10 protein-coding genes, 1 tRNA gene, 2 pseudogenes and 1 other annotated feature are annotated in these 15,432 nt (G+C 68.8%); of the genes and pseudogenes, 3 read left to right on the top strand and 10 right to left on the bottom strand.

Annotated features, from left to right (window positions below; all coding sequences use genetic code 11):
• Positions 1-412 precede the first annotated feature (412 nt).
• From RCP38_RS07140 to mddA, 5 genes and pseudogenes are all read right to left on the bottom strand, one after another.
• Positions 413-1,052, bottom strand: a pseudogene (locus tag RCP38_RS07140) (integrase core domain-containing protein); the annotation flags it as partial.
• Between the two features lie 28 nt (positions 1,053-1,080).
• A protein-coding gene (locus RCP38_RS07135) for an IS3 family transposase (RefSeq protein WP_308476416.1) occupies positions 1,081-2,342 on the bottom strand; the annotation gives its coding sequence in 2 pieces (ribosomal slippage) (positions 1,081-2,039 and positions 2,039-2,342; 1,263 coding nt in all).
• Positions 1,912-2,043: a sequence feature (AL1L pseudoknot), on the bottom strand. (Overlaps the previous gene by 132 nt.)
• 103 nt (positions 2,343-2,445) lie before the next feature.
• A tRNA-Ile gene (locus tag RCP38_RS07130) sits at positions 2,446-2,519 on the bottom strand.
• Positions 2,520-2,580: 61 nt separating this feature from the next.
• Positions 2,581-2,859 (bottom strand): annotated as a pseudogene (locus RCP38_RS07125) (type II toxin-antitoxin system VapC family toxin).
• Entirely contained in the window at positions 2,859-3,710 is an 852-nt protein-coding gene (gene mddA, locus RCP38_RS07120; RefSeq protein ID WP_308477104.1) for a methanethiol S-methyltransferase, read from the bottom strand. Before mddA ends, RCP38_RS07125 begins: the two are co-directional and overlap by 1 nt.
• Positions 3,711-3,824: 114 nt before the next feature.
• Here mddA and RCP38_RS07115 point away from each other — a divergent pair, with 114 nt between their 5' ends.
• A complete protein-coding gene (locus RCP38_RS07115; RefSeq protein WP_308476415.1) occupies positions 3,825-4,688 on the top strand; it encodes an alpha/beta fold hydrolase in 864 nt (287 codons plus the stop codon).
• 2 nt (positions 4,689-4,690) lie between these two features.
• Here RCP38_RS07115 and RCP38_RS07110 read toward each other — a convergent pair whose 3' ends face one another.
• Positions 4,691-5,434 (bottom strand): carboxymuconolactone decarboxylase family protein, encoded by a 744-nt coding sequence (locus RCP38_RS07110; protein ID WP_308476414.1) that lies wholly within the window; start codon positions 5,432-5,434, stop codon positions 4,691-4,693.
• Between the two features lie 38 nt (positions 5,435-5,472).
• Here RCP38_RS07110 and RCP38_RS07105 point away from each other — a divergent pair, with 38 nt between their 5' ends.
• The gene (locus RCP38_RS07105; protein WP_308476413.1) at positions 5,473-6,477 is read left to right on the top strand and encodes a zinc-binding dehydrogenase; all 1,005 of its coding nucleotides are present in this window, start codon (positions 5,473-5,475) and stop codon (positions 6,475-6,477) included.
• A 36-nt stretch (positions 6,478-6,513) separates the two neighbouring features.
• Here the strand turns inward: RCP38_RS07105 and RCP38_RS07100 are convergent, their stop codons facing one another.
• Both RCP38_RS07100 and htpG read right to left on the bottom strand, forming a co-directional pair.
• The gene (locus RCP38_RS07100; protein ID WP_308476412.1) at positions 6,514-9,894 is read right to left on the bottom strand and encodes a PGRS repeat-containing protein; all 3,381 of its coding nucleotides are present in this window, start codon (positions 9,892-9,894) and stop codon (positions 6,514-6,516) included.
• Between the two features lie 162 nt (positions 9,895-10,056).
• Entirely contained in the window at positions 10,057-11,997 is a 1,941-nt protein-coding gene (gene htpG / locus RCP38_RS07095; protein ID WP_308476411.1) for a molecular chaperone HtpG, read from the bottom strand.
• A gap of 61 nt (positions 11,998-12,058) precedes the next feature.
• Here htpG and RCP38_RS07090 point away from each other — a divergent pair, with 61 nt between their 5' ends.
• A complete protein-coding gene (locus RCP38_RS07090; RefSeq protein ID WP_308477103.1) occupies positions 12,059-12,526 on the top strand; it encodes a nuclear transport factor 2 family protein in 468 nt (155 codons plus the stop codon).
• Between the two features lie 10 nt (positions 12,527-12,536).
• Here RCP38_RS07090 and RCP38_RS07085 read toward each other — a convergent pair whose 3' ends face one another.
• Positions 12,537-13,904: a metallopeptidase TldD-related protein gene (locus RCP38_RS07085; protein WP_308476410.1), complete on the bottom strand. Its 1,368-nt coding sequence runs from the start codon at positions 13,902-13,904 to the stop codon at positions 12,537-12,539.
• A complete protein-coding gene (locus RCP38_RS07080; RefSeq protein ID WP_308476409.1) occupies positions 13,901-15,415 on the bottom strand; it encodes a TldD/PmbA family protein in 1,515 nt (504 codons plus the stop codon). Before RCP38_RS07080 ends, RCP38_RS07085 begins: the two co-directional genes overlap by 4 nt.
• Positions 15,416-15,432: the final 17 nt, after the last annotated feature.

Here is a 15,432-nt window from a genome sequence, read left to right as displayed (position 1 = left end):
AAGTCGGTGGAAAATTACGCGGGTAGTTACTAATCGCCGATGTCGGTAGGTGCCGCATCAGGCGCCGGGACCCGGAATACTGCAGGTGGGCGATCGCGGTACCGCACTGCCAGCGACATGGCTGTGTTCGCCAGGAGTGAAATGGTGTGGGCCAGCGCCTCCCGCGTCCGTTGTCAGACTCCACTCGTAGCCTCGGATTCAGAGCCACCCAGACGAGGTGATGACGATGCCACTTCCACAAGAATTGCGCGACCTCGACGTCACGATGATACCCGTCTCGCACGTCAAGCCAGGCATGTCCCTGGTAGTCGATCATGGCATGGGGCGCCAGCTATTTCAGGTAGAGAAGGTCGGCTTCAGCTGATGGTTGACGGATCGTGTTCGGTTGATCCTTGACACTCCGGGTTAGTGGTTAGGCCTGTTCGCGGGTGCGTAGGGCCCTTTTGTTTCGTACCGGGTCGCGACTGGTTCTGGCGGCGGTTTTGACCAGATCGTCGCCGATGTAGAACCTCAGCAATTTCCCGTCGATGTGGACGTCGCATCGTTGGCCGGCATGGTGGGCGCCTACGCTGACCTGCTGCCAGGACACGCTGACGACCCCGTTGGTGGTGACCCGACGCGACACCCAGTCATCGCCGTCGCGATCGGCGCGCGGGACCGGCGAGGGTTCGCTAACCGTGCCGGGCGGCCCCGGGGTGAATCGTTGCGCGGGTGTGGCCATCGCGATCGCTTGATGCGGGCGGACGGTGTTGTAGTAGTCCACCCACTCATCCAACGCCCGCTGCGCAGCCCGCAGGTTGGTGAACGGCCCTCGGTTGCTGAGGAATTCAGCACGCAAACTGCGATGGAATCGCTCAATCTTTCCGGTCGTCGTCGGACTGCGTGGCTGAGTCAACAGATGCTCGATTCCGTTGAGACAGCAGATCGCATCGAAGAGCACCTCCACCGGCGGATGATGAAACCGACCCGTGAACACCTTGGGCGTTGTCGGTCAAGATCTGCTCGGGAGCACCGTAACGCCCCAACGCTTGACGGAGCCCATCGCAGACTGAATCGCCCTGGGATCGGTGGAGGCTCGGGCTAGTGGATTTCGGCCAGGGTTTGGTCGATCCGTTGCCCAGCGTAGAAGGCGTCTTCGTACTCGGTCGGCGGCAGGTCGTCGAGGTAGCCGTGTAGGCGGCTGGTGTTGTGCCAGTGCACCCAGCCCAGGGTGGCCAGTTCGACGTCCTCGACGGTCTTCCACGGCCCCGAATGGGCGGGTCCGTAGATCAGCTCGGCCTTGTAGTAGCCGTTGACCGTCTCAGCCAGGGCATTGTCGTAGCTGTCACCGACGGTGCCGATGGAGGGCACCGCGCCGATCTCAGCGAGACGTTCACCATAGCGAATACAGGTGAACTGCGCCCCGGCATCAGAATGACATCGCAAGCCCGGCAACGTGTTTCCCCGTGACCAGCGGGCCATCTCGATCGCATCGAGCACCATGGTGGTGCGCATGTGCGACGCGACCCGCCAGCCCACGATCATCCGGGAGAACGCGTCGGTGATGAAGCACACGTAGGCCACCCCAGCCCAGGTCGGCACATACGTCAGATCCGTCACCCACAGCTGGTCAGGTGCGACAGCGGTGAAATCACGTTTGACCAGATCCGGATGCCGTGGCGCCTCCGGATCGGCCTTGGTGGTGCGTACCTTCCTGCGGCGATGCACGCCGGTGATGCCGGCGGCCTTCATCAACCGGGCGACCTGGTCACGGCCCACGTGGTGGCCGGCACGACGGGCGGCCTTGGCCAGCTTGCGGGCTCCGTAGACGCGGTAATTGGCCTCCCAGAGCTCCACCAGGATCGGCGTCATGAGCGCGTCGCGGACCGCCCGCGCACAGTGCGTGCGGTTCTTGGCCGCGTAGTAGGTGCTCGGGGCCACCCGCAGGCCTGCGCTGCGCAGGACGGTGCAGATGGGCTCGACCCCGAGATCGGCACGGTTGGCGTCGATGAAGGCCACTATTTCTTGTGTTGGCGGTCGAGCTCCGCCCCGAAGAAACTGGCTGCCCGTTTCAGTATTTCGTTGGCACGCTTGAGCTCTCGATTCTCCTGCTCAAGGTCCTTGATCCGCCGTGCCTCCGCGGTCGATACCCCGGGCGCATGCCCGTCGTCGATATCTGCCTGGCGCACGCTCTGGCGCACAGACTCCACCCCGTAACCGAGCTGGTTGGCCACGCGCTGCACGGTGCCGTGCTCGGTGCCCAGCTCCGCGCGCAAGGTGCGCACCATCCGCACCGCCGAGGCCTTCTCCTCCGGACTGTAGCGACGACTCGTCGGTTTACCCGGCGTCTGCTTCTTCGACATGACTCCATCCTCGTTTCCAAGGTTTGGAGCCTCCACACAACCCAGGGCGATTCAACCGGAACCAAAACGTCAAGCATCAACCGACGTAATACAAGAGACCTAGTAGGGCGGGCGGGGCTCGAACCCGCGACCAATGGATTATGAGTCCACGGCTCTAACCGACTGAGCTACCGCCCCTCGCATCGCGTGCATGGTCGACTCTACTGATGCTCTCCATCGCGCCAGGCACCCCGGGTAGTCAGTGCGTGACACCGGCGACGTCGGTGTGCGCGAAGTCATCACCCTTGTACACCTGATCGGCGTCGACGGCCACCAAGTCGACCACTGCACGGTGCAGTCACAGATCCAGCTCGCGTCCGCCTGCTTCGCCGAATCGTGCTTCGATCACTATCGCGGCTTCCAGATACGACGCCGTGGACATCAGCCGGATCGGGTCGGCTTCGACGGCAGCCTCGAACTGTGCGGACTCCGGCTCGTCGGTCAACATCGCCACCAGAGAGGGCGTGTCGATCACCATCAGATGGGCAGGCCATTGTCGTCGTAGCCGATGCTCTGTTCTGGCGGCCGGGAATCCACCTCCGGCAACGCCGCACAGCGCAGCCGAATCGCGGCGAGCTCATCACTCAGCACACTGCCCCGTGCGCGCACGCGGCCCGGAATCAGCATCGGCACCGCGGCCCGGTACTGCCGGTACTCGTCGCCGAGCGCCGCGATCAGGTCGCGCTCCTCCAGGCGCAGCGCGATCAGGATGTAGCCGGTGGTCGCCACGGCGAACAGCAGGTGGCCGGCGGTCATGGTGGGCGTGGCCCAGAACGCGATCACGAAGCCCAGCATCAGCGGGTGCCGCACCAGCCGGTACAGCGCCGGCGCCCGGAACTCGACGCCGCGATAGGGCCGCCCCCGCCATGCCAGGTACACCTGCCGCAGCCCGAACAGGTCGAGATGACTGATCATGAACGTCGACGTCAGCGCGATCCCCCAGCCGAGCCAGAACAGCACCCACAACGCCGCGCGCCCCGCCGGCGCAGACACGTCCCAGACCACCGCCGGGATGGGATGCCACTGCCAAAACAGCAGGGCCAAAACCAGATTCGATGCCAGCACGTAGGTGCTGCGTTCGATCGCCCGCGGCACCACCCGGGTCAGCCATCGCTTGAACGCCGGGCGCGCCATCACGCTGTGCTGCAACGCGAACAGGCCCAGCAACGCCACGTCGACCGCGACGGCCCGTCCCGCCGGCGCCTGAGGGCCCACATCGACGGTTCGCGGCACCGCGACGTCGGCGACGAAACCGACGGCGTAACCGAATACCGCGAGGAATACCAGGTAGTTGAGTGCCCCGTAGACCAGGGCGAGATAGCGGGCCATGTTGCCCTCCCGACCTAACGAATACGTCATGGTATCCCCGACAACCCGCCGGTCACCAGGCTTTTCTCCGAGGCGGCTGCGGGCCCGATACCCGTCCCGGCATACGATCCGAAGATGACCGCGGAAACCTTCGTCACCCACACGCCCGGCGATGTGCGGATCATCGCCGACCGGCACGGCGATCCCGACGCCCGTGCGGTGGTCTTCCTGCACGGCGGCGGACAGACCCGCCGATCCTGGGGCAAGGCCGCCGCGGCGGTGGCCGAACGAGGCTGGCAGGCCGTCACCGTCGACCTGCGCGGTCACGGCGAATCCGACTGGGACGAAGACGGTGACTATCGGCTCGTCCGCTTCGCCGACGACGTCCACGAGGTATTGCGTACCCTGCCGCCGGACCCGGTATTGGTCGGGGCGTCACTGGGCGGGATGACGGCGACCCTGCTGGCCGGGGAGATCGCGCCCGGTGCGGCCAGTGCCGTGGTGCTGGTCGACATCGTGCCGAATATGGATTCCTCAGGGGCTCAGCGGATTCAGGCGTTCATGACCGAGCGGGCGGAATCCGGTTTCGAATCCCTCGACGAGGTTGCCGATGCGATCGCCGCCTACAACCCGCACCGTCCCCGCCCGGCCGACCTCAGCGGGCTCACCGCGAATCTGCGCCGTCGTGGCGATCGCTGGTATTGGCATTGGGACCCGAAATTCGTCGGCGGCGACGAGTACCGCGGGCCCATGGAGATCCACGACGTCGATCGGCTCAACACCGCCGTGCAGGCCATCCTCGACGGCGGCGTGCCGATCCTGCTGGTGCGCGGCCAACTCAGCGACCTGGTCAGCGCCCAGAACGCCGAAGACTTCTTGGCACGCTTCCCGCAGGTCGAGTTCGTCGACGTCGCCGGGGCCGGTCACATGGTCGCCGGGGACCGCAACGACGTCTTCGCCGACGCCGTCCTGGACTTCCTAGCCCGCCACTCCGACTGAGTTCAGCTGTACACCGTCTGGCCGTCGGCGTCGATCAGGTAGTGATCGATGCCCTCGGCCACCCGCGGCGCATCGGCGGCCAGCGCCACCGCGATCTTGTTGCCGGAGTTACGCATCACGTCCAACGTCAGTTCGACGGCCTGCTCGTCGGTGAAGTACCGGCGCACCCCCGCCGCCACCTCCGCATCGATCTGCGTCGGTGTCCAGATCAGCGCATCGACGTAGCGCAGTGCGGCCTTCTGTGCCTCGTTGAGCCGACCGGATTCCTCGAAGCGTTCGATGTCGTCGTAGAGCGACTCCGAGCCGCCGGCATCCAGCGCCGTCGTCTCGCGCAGCGATTTGCACAGTCGGCAGTTGTGTTGCGCCGCCACGCGGAGCCGGACCACCTCGGAGGTCACCGCATCCAGGGCCCGTAACCGGGCGACGGCGGGCATGAACCCGTTGAACAGGGTGCCGGCCAGGTCGCCCGACCGATCTGTGTCCTCGGCCGCCGGCCATGCCGCCGTGAGCCCCAGCGCGGCCAGACCGGCACGCACCCGCGGTGCGAAATCGGCGATGAACATCTGCGCGACCACACTGAAGGCCTGGTCTCCCAGTGCTTCCCGCAGCCGGTCCCGTTGCGCATCGGTGATCACCGAGACGTCGACGCCGAACTGTTCGGCGAACTCGGCGACCGCGGGATCGGAGTCCTCCACCGGATCGCCCGCCAACGCCACCAACCGGTTCAGCTCATCGAAGACGTCCACCCACCGATTATGACCACAACGGCAATAGGGTGGAACCCATGCGCGCCGTCGTCATCACCAAACAAGGCCCACCATCGGTGCTGCAGGTGCAGGATCGCCCCGATCCCCCGCCGCCGGCTGCCGGCCAGGTACGCATCGCGGTCCGCGCTGCCGGGGTGAACTTCGCCGATCATCTGGCCCGGGTCGGGTTGTATCCCGACGCGCCCGAACTGCCCGCCGTGGTCGGTTACGAGGTCGCCGGGACCATCGAGGCCGTCGGCGACGGCGTGAATCCCGCCCGGGTCGGCGAACGCGTATTGGCCGGCACCCGGTTCGGCGGCTACGCCGAGATCGTCAATGCCGACGCCGAGGACACCATCGTTCTGCCGGCGTCGATGAGCTTCGATGAGGGTGCCGCGGTCCCGGTGAACTACGCCACGGCCTGGGCCGCTCTGCACGGATATGGATCCCTGCGGGCCGGTGAACGGGTACTGGTGCACGCCGCGGCCGGTGGCGTCGGTATCGCCGCGATCCAACTGGCCAAGGCCGCCGGAGCGGTCGTACACGGCACGGCATCGCCGGGCAAGCACGCTCAACTCGACGCACTGGGCATCGACCGGGCCATCGACTACCGGCGAAAGGGCTGGTGGAAGGGTCTGCCCGCCTACGACATGGTGCTCGACGGGCTCGGCGGCACCTCGGCGTGGCGCTCGTTTTCGTTGCTGCGTCCCGGCGGGCGGCTCGCCGCCTACGGCCTGTCGTCGTTGCAGCAGGGCGAGAAACGGTCATTGCTGCGGGCGGCGCCGCAGGCGCTGGCGATGCTGCGCGGCTTCAGCCTGATCGCTCAGATGGAGCAGTCCAAGACCGTGATCGGCATCAACATGCTGCGACTGTGGGACGACCGGGGCACCCTCGGGCCCTGGATCGCACCCCTGACCGAGACGCTGTCGGCAGGGATCGCCAAACCGATTGTGCACGCGGCGGTACCGTTCGCGAATGCCGCTGAGGCGCACCGGATTCTGGCCGCCCGCGAGAACGTCGGCAAGGTGGTGCTAGTCCCCTAGCGGCCGCAGCACCCGGGGCGCACCCGCGCACCCGGCTCAGCCGTGATCGCCCTTGACGCCCGTGGTGCCGCTCAGCCCGGGTCGACTGATCTGTCCGTTCGCGCCTCCGGGGCTGCCGCCGGCGCCCACGGTGCCGTTGGAGTCTCCGCCGGCGCCCCCGGCACCACCGGTGCCGCCGTCCTTGGCCAGATAGCCACTGCCGCCGTCACCACCTGGCCCGCCGCCGCCTCCTTGGCCGCCCCGGCCGGTGTCGCCGCCGTTTCCGCCCAGACCGTTGGTGGAGCTGCCGCCCACACCGCCGGCGCCGCTGACGCCCCCGGTACCGCCGCTGCCGCCGGTGCCGCCGGTGCCGGCCTCGTACAGACCCCAGGAGTCGCCGCCGTCACCGCCGGCTCCGCCGCCTCCGCCGAGACCGCCTTCACCGCCCATGCCACCGTGACCGCCGTTGCCGTTGGTCGCGGTACCACCCCGGCCGCCGGTGCCACCGTTTCCGCCGGTGCCACCCTTGCCGCCGGTGTTGCCGTAACCGCCACTCTGGGCGGGGGCGCCGGAGCCGTTGGCGCCGTTGCCACCCCGGCCGCCGGTCCCGCCGTCACCGCCGACTCCGCCGGTGCCACCGTCACCGCCGTTGCCGCGGATCGAACCGCCGGCACCGCCGCGCCCACCGTCACCGCCGGTGCCGCCCTGATCGCCCCCGGTCCCGACACCGCCGTTGTAGGTGTTGCCGAAGCCCTGTTGGCCGTTGCTGCCGTTCTTTCCGACCAAGCCGGGTCCACCGGCGCCGCCGTCGCCGCCGCGCCCGCCGTTGCCGATGTTGCCGCCGTTGCCGCCACGCCCGCCGTTACCGCCGAAGTCGTGGACGGCGGTGGCGTCCGCACCCTTACCGGCGTCGCCGCCGTTGCCCAGCGCACCGGTGGGCAACTGGCCGGCCGCACCGGTGACACCGTTGGTGGAGCCGGTGCCGCCCGCACCTCCTGCTCCGCCGGCCCCCGCGTCGCCGCCGTTGCCACCGTCACCGCCAGAGCCGGAGAACCTGCTGATGTCGCGGTTGTCCGCGCCCCGGCCACCGTCGCCGGGAGTGCCGCCGGTACCGCCGGCGCCACCGTTGCCGCCTAGTCCTTGAGCACCGGCGTGGCCCGATCCACCCGACGCCACGCCACCCCCGGTGCCGCCATTGCCGCCGGCGCCGCCGGTACCGCCCGCACCGCCGTTGCCACCGTGCTGCCCGTTGCCGCCGTTGCCGACACCCACCGCGCCGTTCGTCCCGGTGCCACCGGTTCCACCGGTACCGCCGGCACCGCCGGAACCACCGAGACCGCCGTCGCCGCGGTCGCTGCCGCCCGTGCCACCGGCACCGCCGTTGCCGCCCGCTCCTCCGGTACCGCCGGCACTTCCGGACACGCCGTAGCCGGTTCCGCCGTCGCCCTGCCGGCCTAGGGCGCCCTGTCCGCCGTTGCCGCCGATGCCACCGTTTCCGATGTTGCCACCGTTGCCGCCGCGGCCGCCGTCACCGCCACGGGCCCCGGGTGAGGCGCCGTCGGAGCCGTTTCCGCCGGCCCCGCCGTTGCCGTGGATACCGCTCGCCGGGCCACCCGCGATACCCGCTGCGCCCTTGACCGAGCCGCTGCCGGCAGCGCCGGCCGCACCGCCATAGCTGCTACCACCGTTGCCGCCGGCACCGCCGTTGCCGCCGCCGATGACGGCGTCGGCGCCCTTGCCACCGTCACCGGGGGTGCCACCGGTGCCGCCGTTGCCGGCGTCCCCGCCGGCCCCGATCTCACCGTCGCGCCCGGATCCGCCGAAGGCCACTCCACCGCCGGCACCGCCGCGGCCACCGTTGCCGCCCTGGCCGCCTCGGCCCCCGTCACCGCCGGACTGACCGTAGCCGCCGTCGGTGTCGCCGTTGGCTCCGTTCTGGCCGGCACCACCGGTTCCCCCGGTGCCGCCCGCACCACCGGCCCCACCGTTGCCGCCGTTACCGCTGATCGAACCGCCCAGGCCACCGGCCCCGCCGGCGCCGCCGGTGCCACCTTGCCGGCCCGCGGTCCCGGACTGGCCGGCGTGGGTGCCGTCGGTACCGGCCTCGCCGTGCCCGCCGCGGCCGCCCTGGCCACCGGTACCGCCGTTGCCGTACGCCCCGCCGTTGCCGCCCTTACCGCCGTCACCGCCGATACCGCTCTCCCCGCCGGTTCCGCCTTCACCGCCGGTACCGCCGTCGCCGTGGTCACCGCCATTGCCACCGGCGCCGCCCCGGCCGCCGGTGTCACCGGCATCGGTGGCGTCGAAGCCCCGGCCGCCGGTGCCGCCGTTTCCACCGCTCTGGGCTTCAGCGCCGGCCTCGCCATGGAAGCCGGGGCCTTCATCGGCCATGCCGCCGGCGCCACCGGTGCCCGCCGTGCCGCCATTGCCACCGTTGCCGCCTACGCCCCCGTTGGGGTTGTCCTCGGTGCCGGCCGCTCCGGTCCCGCCGGTGCCACCCAGCCCGGCCGCTCCCCCGCGGCCGCCGGAGCCCGCGCTGCCGAATTCACCGCCGTTGCCTCCGATACCGCCGACGCCACCGATCCCGCCGTCACCGGCGTTCCCGCCGGCTCCGCCATTGATGCCGACGACGCCGGCCGCACCGTCGCCGCCGAATCCGCCCTGGCCACCGGCGCCGCCGATGCCACCGTTTCCGAATCGCGCGGTGCTCTCGCCGCCGGCGCCACCGTTGCCGCCGGTACCCCCGGCTGCACCGAGAGCACCCGTTGCGCCGATGCCACCGGCGCCGCCCGCGCCGCCGTCACCGAACACCACGCCACGTCCCAGGCCGCCGATTCCACCGTCACCGCCTCCGGCACCACCGGCGCCGCCGGCACCGCCGTCACCCAGTAGCCAGCCGCCCGCTCCACCGTCGCCGCCGCTCTGCCCGTAGGCACCGATGCCGCCGGCGCCGCCGTTGCCGAACATCCCGGCGTCACCGCCGTCGCCGCCGAGGCCGTCATAGCCGTGGCCGCCGTCACCGAACAGCAGACCGCCGGCGCCCCCGTCGGGGTGCTCCGCGGTTCCGTCGACACCGTCGCCGATCCACATCTGGCCGGCCGGCGCCAGGCTGTTGATGATGTCGATGAGCCAGTCGTTGTCCGGGTCGTCGATGAAGCTGTCGATCCCGGCGTAGATCGGGTCGTTGACGAACCAGTCCAGAAACGCCGCCCAGTCGAATTCGTCGGCCGCCCCGGCGCCGGCGACCGCGTCGACGGGATCGAGCAGATCGTCGATCCAGCCGAAAACGTCCGCCTGTGCCCGCGGGCTCGTCACCGACGGCGCCATCCCGAGCGCGACGAAGGCGCACGCGGCCACCGCGGCGGCGAACACCCGAGTCCGCAGGCGTGCCCATGCGCTCGGCGGCCGGCGGCGTCCGTTGCGGTGTGCATCGAGCATGCGACTGCGTCCCTTCTCCGGCGCCACGACAGCAAGAATTAAAAACAACTGAGATCGCCCGTAGAAAGGATCAAGCTCAAGGTAATAAATTGTGCGGTTTCACTGCGTTGCCGTCAACAGGAAACGCAGTGAAACCGCCCGGCGCGCGGCCGGGACACCGGCTCACACGGTGCGGGCCAGCCGCCCCGCCAACAGCTCGGCGAACCGGGCCGGATCCTCCAGCGCCCCGCCCTCGGCCAACAGCGCGGTGCCGTAGAGCAACTCGGCGGTCTCGGCCAGGTCGGTGTCCTCGCCACGCTCGCCGTGCGCCTGCCGCAGGCCGGTGACCAACGGATGATCCGGGTTGAGCTCCAGAATGCGCTTGCCCACCGGAACCTCCTGACCGTTGGCCCGGTAGATCCGCGCCAGCGCCGGGGTCATCTCGAAGGTGTCGGTGACCAGGCAGGCCGGAGAGTCGGTCAGCCGGGTGGACAGCCGCACCTCTTTGACGTGCTCGTCGAGGGTCTGCTGCAACCAGCTGAGCAGCTCGGCGAAGTCCTTCTCCTGCTCCTTGCGCTCGGCTTCGTGGGCGGTCTTGTCCTCCTCGGAATCCAGGTCCACCTCGCCCTTGGCCGCCGACTGCAACGGCTTGCCGTCGAACTCCGCAACCGCACTCACCCAGACCTCGTCGACCGGGTCGGTGAGCAGCAGCACCTCGTAGCCCTTGGCCTTGAACGCCTCCAGGTGCGGCGATTTCAACAGCTGCTGACGCGACTCGCCGGTGGCGTAGAAGATCTGCTCCTGACCGTCCTTCATCCGGGTGACGTACTCGGCCAGCGTGGTCGGCTCGGAGTCGCTGTGCGTCGAGGCGAACGAGCTGATGCCCAGCAGTGTCTCCTGGTTGTCGAAGTCGGAGAGCAGGCCCTCTTTGACGACGCGGCCGAACTCGGTCCAGAAGGTGCGGTAGTCCTCGGGGCGCTGCGCCTGCAGCTCCTTGATGGTGGAGAGCACCTTCTTGGTGAGCCGGCGCCGGATCGCGTTGATCTGTCGGTCCTGCTGCAGGATCTCCCGGGAGACGTTGAGCGACATGTCCGCCGCGTCGACGACACCCTTGACGAACCGCAGGTATTCGGGCATCAACTGGTCACAGTCGCCCATGATGAACACCCGTTTGACATACAGCTGCACCCCGACCTGGGCGTCGCGGTTGAACAGGTCGAACGGGGCGTGCGACGGGATGAACAGCAGCGCCTGGTATTCGAAGGTGCCTTCGGCCTTCATCGCGATGACCTCGAGCGGGTCGTCCCAGGCGTGCGCGATGTGCTTGTAGAACTCCTTGTACTCCTCTTGCGACACTTCGTCTTTGGGCCGCGCCCATAGTGCCTGCATCGAGTTCAGCGTGGCGGTTTCGACCGTCACGGTCTCTTCGCCGCCATCTTCCTCCGCCGGTGTGCGGCGCTCGATCTGCATCCGGATGGGCCAGGCGATGAAGTCGGAGTACTTCTTGATCAAACCGCGGATCGTCCACTCCGCGGTGTAGTCGTGCAGTTCGTCTTCGACGTCTTCGGGCTTGAGGTGCAAGGTGATTGCCGTACCGGGCGCTGCCTGCTCACCGGCGTCGACGGTCTCGATGGTGTAGGTGCCGTCACCGCTGGACTCCCAGCGGGTGGCCTCGCTGTGGCCGGCCTTGAGCGTGACCATCTCGACGCGGTCGGCCACCATGAACACCGAATAGAAGCCGATGCCGAACTGGCCGATCAGTTCTTCAGACGCTTCGGCGTCCTGCGCCTCACGCAGTTGCTGGCGCAGTTGCGCAGTGCCGGATTTGGCCAGGGTGCCGATCAGGTCCACCACCTCGTCGCGCGACATGCCGATGCCGTTGTCGCGGACGGTCAGGGTGCGGGCGTCTCGATCCACCTCGATGTCGATGTGCAGGTCTGAGGTATCGACCTGCAGGTCCTTGTCGCGGAATGCCTCCAGGCGCAGCTTGTCGAGCGCGTCGGAGGCGTTGGAGATCAGTTCCCGCAGGAACGCGTCCTTGTTGGTATAGACCGAGTGGATCATCAGATCCAGCAGCTGACGAGCCTCAGCCTGGAACTCCAACTGCTCCACACGCGCGTTCATGACGACCTTCCCTTCTCGATGATTGACACCGGCACGGCTACCCGGTTCAGTGACCATCATGATGGACGCTTCCGCATCGAATTCACCGACCGCACCGGCAGACGTCGTCACGGGCATGTGGCGTGCGTTGGAAGCCCATGATTGGGAGTCGCTCAAGTCATATCTGGCCCCCGACTGCCTCTATGTCGATATGCCGCTGCCGGCCGCCGGGGCCCGCGGCCCCGAGGACATCGTCAAACGGCTGCGGTTGTTGTTCGATCGGTTGGCCCGCTACGAGCACCACGGTGGCCGGATGGTGGCCGACGGTGTCGACGTCATGTACGAGCACTCCGAGACCTGGTACTTCCCCACCGGTGAGCAGGGCACCCTGCGGTTCGCCACGGTGCACCAGGTGGTCGACGGGAAGATCACGGTGTGGAAGGACTATTGGGATTACGCGGCGTTGGCGAACATCGCGCCGCCGAGCTACTTCGACAACATCGAGGACTTCGACCTGTCCTGGATGTACGACGCGAGCGCGTTGGTGTGAGGGTGGGCGGTCACTGCGCCTGACTCACCGATGACATGTGGAAGTCGGGAATGCGCAGGCTCGGCATCACCGCCCGGGTCGCCCAGTCCCCCCACTCGCGCGGCAGCGTCGGCTCGGCGATCCCGGCCTGGGTGGCCCGGCGCAGCAGGTCCAGCGGGCTCTCGTTGAACCGGAAGTTGTTGACCGCTGCGGTCACCGCCCCGTCCTCGACCAGATAGACGCCGTCACGGGTCAGCCCGGTCAGCAGCAGTGTGGTCGGGTCGACTTCACGGATGTACCACAGCGTGGTCAGCAGCAGTCCGCGCTCGGTCGAGGCGATCATCTCGTCCATGCTGGCCGAACCACCGGTCATCACCAGATTGTCGGCGGCCAGCGTGACCGGGACGCCGAACTCCGCGGCGGCGGCCCGCGGATAGGCCAACGCGTTGATCACCCCGCCGCGGATCCAATCCACGCAGCCGATGTCCAGACCGTTGTCGAACACCGACGCGGTCTCCGACGAGGTGCCGGTCGCCACGAACGGCGCGCACTCCAGACCGTAGGCGTGCGGATCGGAGTACAGCGTCAGCGGCAGTTCCGACAGCCGCTCCCCCACCCGGGTACCGCCGCCGGGCGCCGACAGCGCGGTGCGGCCCTCCTGGGCGCCGCGGCCACTCATCGTCCAACCCAGGTAGATCATCATGTCGGCCACCGTGGACGGCGGCATCAGCGTCTCATAGCGTCCGGCCGGCAACTCGACGCTGCGCGCCGCCCATCTCAGCCGCGTCGAGAGTTGCTCCAGCAGTGCGTCGGTGGGCACCTCGACGAAGTCCGGGGTGCTGATCCCGGCCCAGGCACTGGCCCCGTCGCGTTTGGCGTTGATCTCCACCGTCCCGGTGGGTTGGGTGAAACGGCGCCGCAGCCCGGTCGAGGACGCCAGGAACGTCGTCTCCAGCTCGTGCCGGGCGAAGCCGTAGAGCTGGTCGGTGCCGGCAAACCCCCGGCTCAGGGGCTCGGCCAGCCCGGCGAAGACCTCCGCACCGGTCCGCGGGACGGGGGCGTCCCAGTCCTCCGGCGTCTGGTCACCGCGCAACAACTCCGCGGCGTCGCGCGCCTCGGGCGCGTTCTTGGCGGCCTCCACCGACGCCGCCACCAGGTCGGGGATCAGCGCCGGATCCACCTCCGCCGAACGCAGCGACCCGACCCGGGCGCCCCGGTCGTCGCTGACGATCGAGATCACCGTGGTGGTCCGGCTGTCGGAGACCCCGTTGGTGGTCATGGAGTTGCCCGCCCACCGCAGCGACGCCTCGCTGCGATCGGTGACCAGCACGATGGTCTCGGCGTTATCGCTGCGCGCCGCCGCCAGTGCGGTGTCGATGACCTGCTGAGGCCCGATCATTCCCTGCCCCCCTCGCTGCGCGTGTTGAGCACGTTGATCCCGCGAAACAGTGCCGACGGGCAGCCGTGGCTGACCGCCGCCACCTGACCCGGCTGAGCCTTGCCGCAGTTGAACGCCCCGCCGAGACGCCAGGTGGAGGCCCCGCCGACGGCCTCCATCGCATTCCAGAAATCGGTGGTGGTGGCCTGATAGGCGACGTCGCGCAGTTGCCCGTCGAGCCGGCCGTCACGGATCCGGAAGAACCGCTGCCCGGTGAACTGGAAGTTGTAGCGTTGCATGTCGATCGACCACGACCGGTCGCCGACGATGTAGATGCCGTTGTCCACCCGGCTGATCAGGTCGGCGGTGGACAGGTCTTCGGAGCCGGGTTGCAGCGACACGTTGGCCATCCGCTGGATCGGCACGTGGTGCGGCGAATCGGCGTAGGAGCACCCGTTGGACCGGGATTGACCCAACCGCGGCGCGAACACCCGGTCGAGCTGATAGCCCACGAACCGGCCGTCGCGCACCAGGTCCCAGCTCTGGGCTGCCACGCCCTCGTCGTCGTAGCCGATGCTGGCGAGCCCGTGGGCGACGGTGCGGTCGGCGGTCACGTTCATCACCGGCGAGCCGTACTGCAGTGTCCCGAGCTTGTCCGGGGTCGCGAACGACGTCCCCGCATAGGCGGCTTCGTAACCGATCGCACGATCGTATTCGGTTGCATGCCCGATGGATTCGTGAATCGTCAACCACAGGTTCGTCGGGTCGATCACCAGGTCCGTCGGCCCCGGCGTCACGCTGGGCGACTTGATCTTCTCGGCGAGCAGCACCGGCAGCTCGGCCAGTTCGGTCGACCAGTCCCACACCTCGTCGCCGACCACCGCCTCCCAACCGCGTGCGGTCGGCGGCGCGCACGTCCGCATCGAGTCGAACCCGTCGGGACCGACGGTGACCGCCTCGCAGACCGGCATCAACCGCACCCGCTGTTGGGTGATCGACGACCCGAAGGTGTCGGCGTAGAAGGTCTGTTCCTTGACAGCGGTCAGCGCGGCGGTGACGTGATCCACGCCGTCGGCCGCCAGCAGCCGGCCCGAGTAGTCCTCCAGCACGGCGATCTTGTCGGATGTGGGGATGTCGAACGGGTCGATCGCATACTCCGACACCCAGGTGGCGTCGCGGTACACCGGCTCGGCGGCCAGTTCGACGCGTTCGGCGTTCAGCGCCGCCAGGGTCTTGGCGACCTGCACCGCGCGGCGCGCGGTGTCGGCCGCAACACCCGGCGCCAGTTCGGCGTGCGAGGCGAAGCCCCAGGTGCCGTCGACCACCACCCGGACCGCAAAGCCGAGTTCCCGATCGACGACGGCGGTCTCCAGCGCGCCGTCACGCAGTCGGACGATCTCGGTAGCTATTCGGTGAATGCGCAGGTCGGCGTGTTCGGCACCGGCCGCCTTGGCGGCCGATAACGCGGCCTCGGCCAACTCGTGGCGGGGCAGGGCCAGGAATTCGGCGTCGATCCCCCGGTTCGCTGTCACCCGCCCACGGTATCGAG

The organism is Mycolicibacter sp. MU0083, from assembly GCF_963378075.1.
In the GTDB taxonomy this organism is placed as follows: domain Bacteria; phylum Actinomycetota; class Actinomycetes; order Mycobacteriales; family Mycobacteriaceae; genus Mycobacterium; species Mycobacterium kokjensenii.
The sequence above is the reverse complement of the archived record's forward strand: the minus strand, read 5'-3'. Positions and strand labels throughout refer to the sequence as shown.

What these genes read in the sequence shown, in the direction of transcription:
- RCP38_RS07115 (WP_308476415.1), top strand. Translation starts at nt 3,825, where the DNA reads ATGACCGCGGAAACCTTCGTCACCCACACGCCCGGCGATGTGCGGATC.
- RCP38_RS07090 (WP_308477103.1), top strand. Translation starts at nt 12,059, where the DNA reads ATGGACGCTTCCGCATCGAATTCACCGACCGCACCGGCAGACGTCGTC.
- RCP38_RS07100 (WP_308476412.1), bottom strand. Translation starts at nt 9,894, where the DNA reads ATGCTCGATGCACACCGCAACGGACGCCGCCGGCCGCCGAGCGCATGG.
- mddA (WP_308477104.1), bottom strand. Translation starts at nt 3,710, where the DNA reads ATGGCCCGCTATCTCGCCCTGGTCTACGGGGCACTCAACTACCTGGTA.
- htpG (WP_308476411.1), bottom strand. Translation starts at nt 11,997, where the DNA reads ATGAACGCGCGTGTGGAGCAGTTGGAGTTCCAGGCTGAGGCTCGTCAG.
- RCP38_RS07105 (WP_308476413.1), top strand. Translation starts at nt 5,473, where the DNA reads ATGCGCGCCGTCGTCATCACCAAACAAGGCCCACCATCGGTGCTGCAG.
- RCP38_RS07085 (WP_308476410.1), bottom strand. Translation starts at nt 13,904, where the DNA reads ATGATCGGGCCTCAGCAGGTCATCGACACCGCACTGGCGGCGGCGCGC.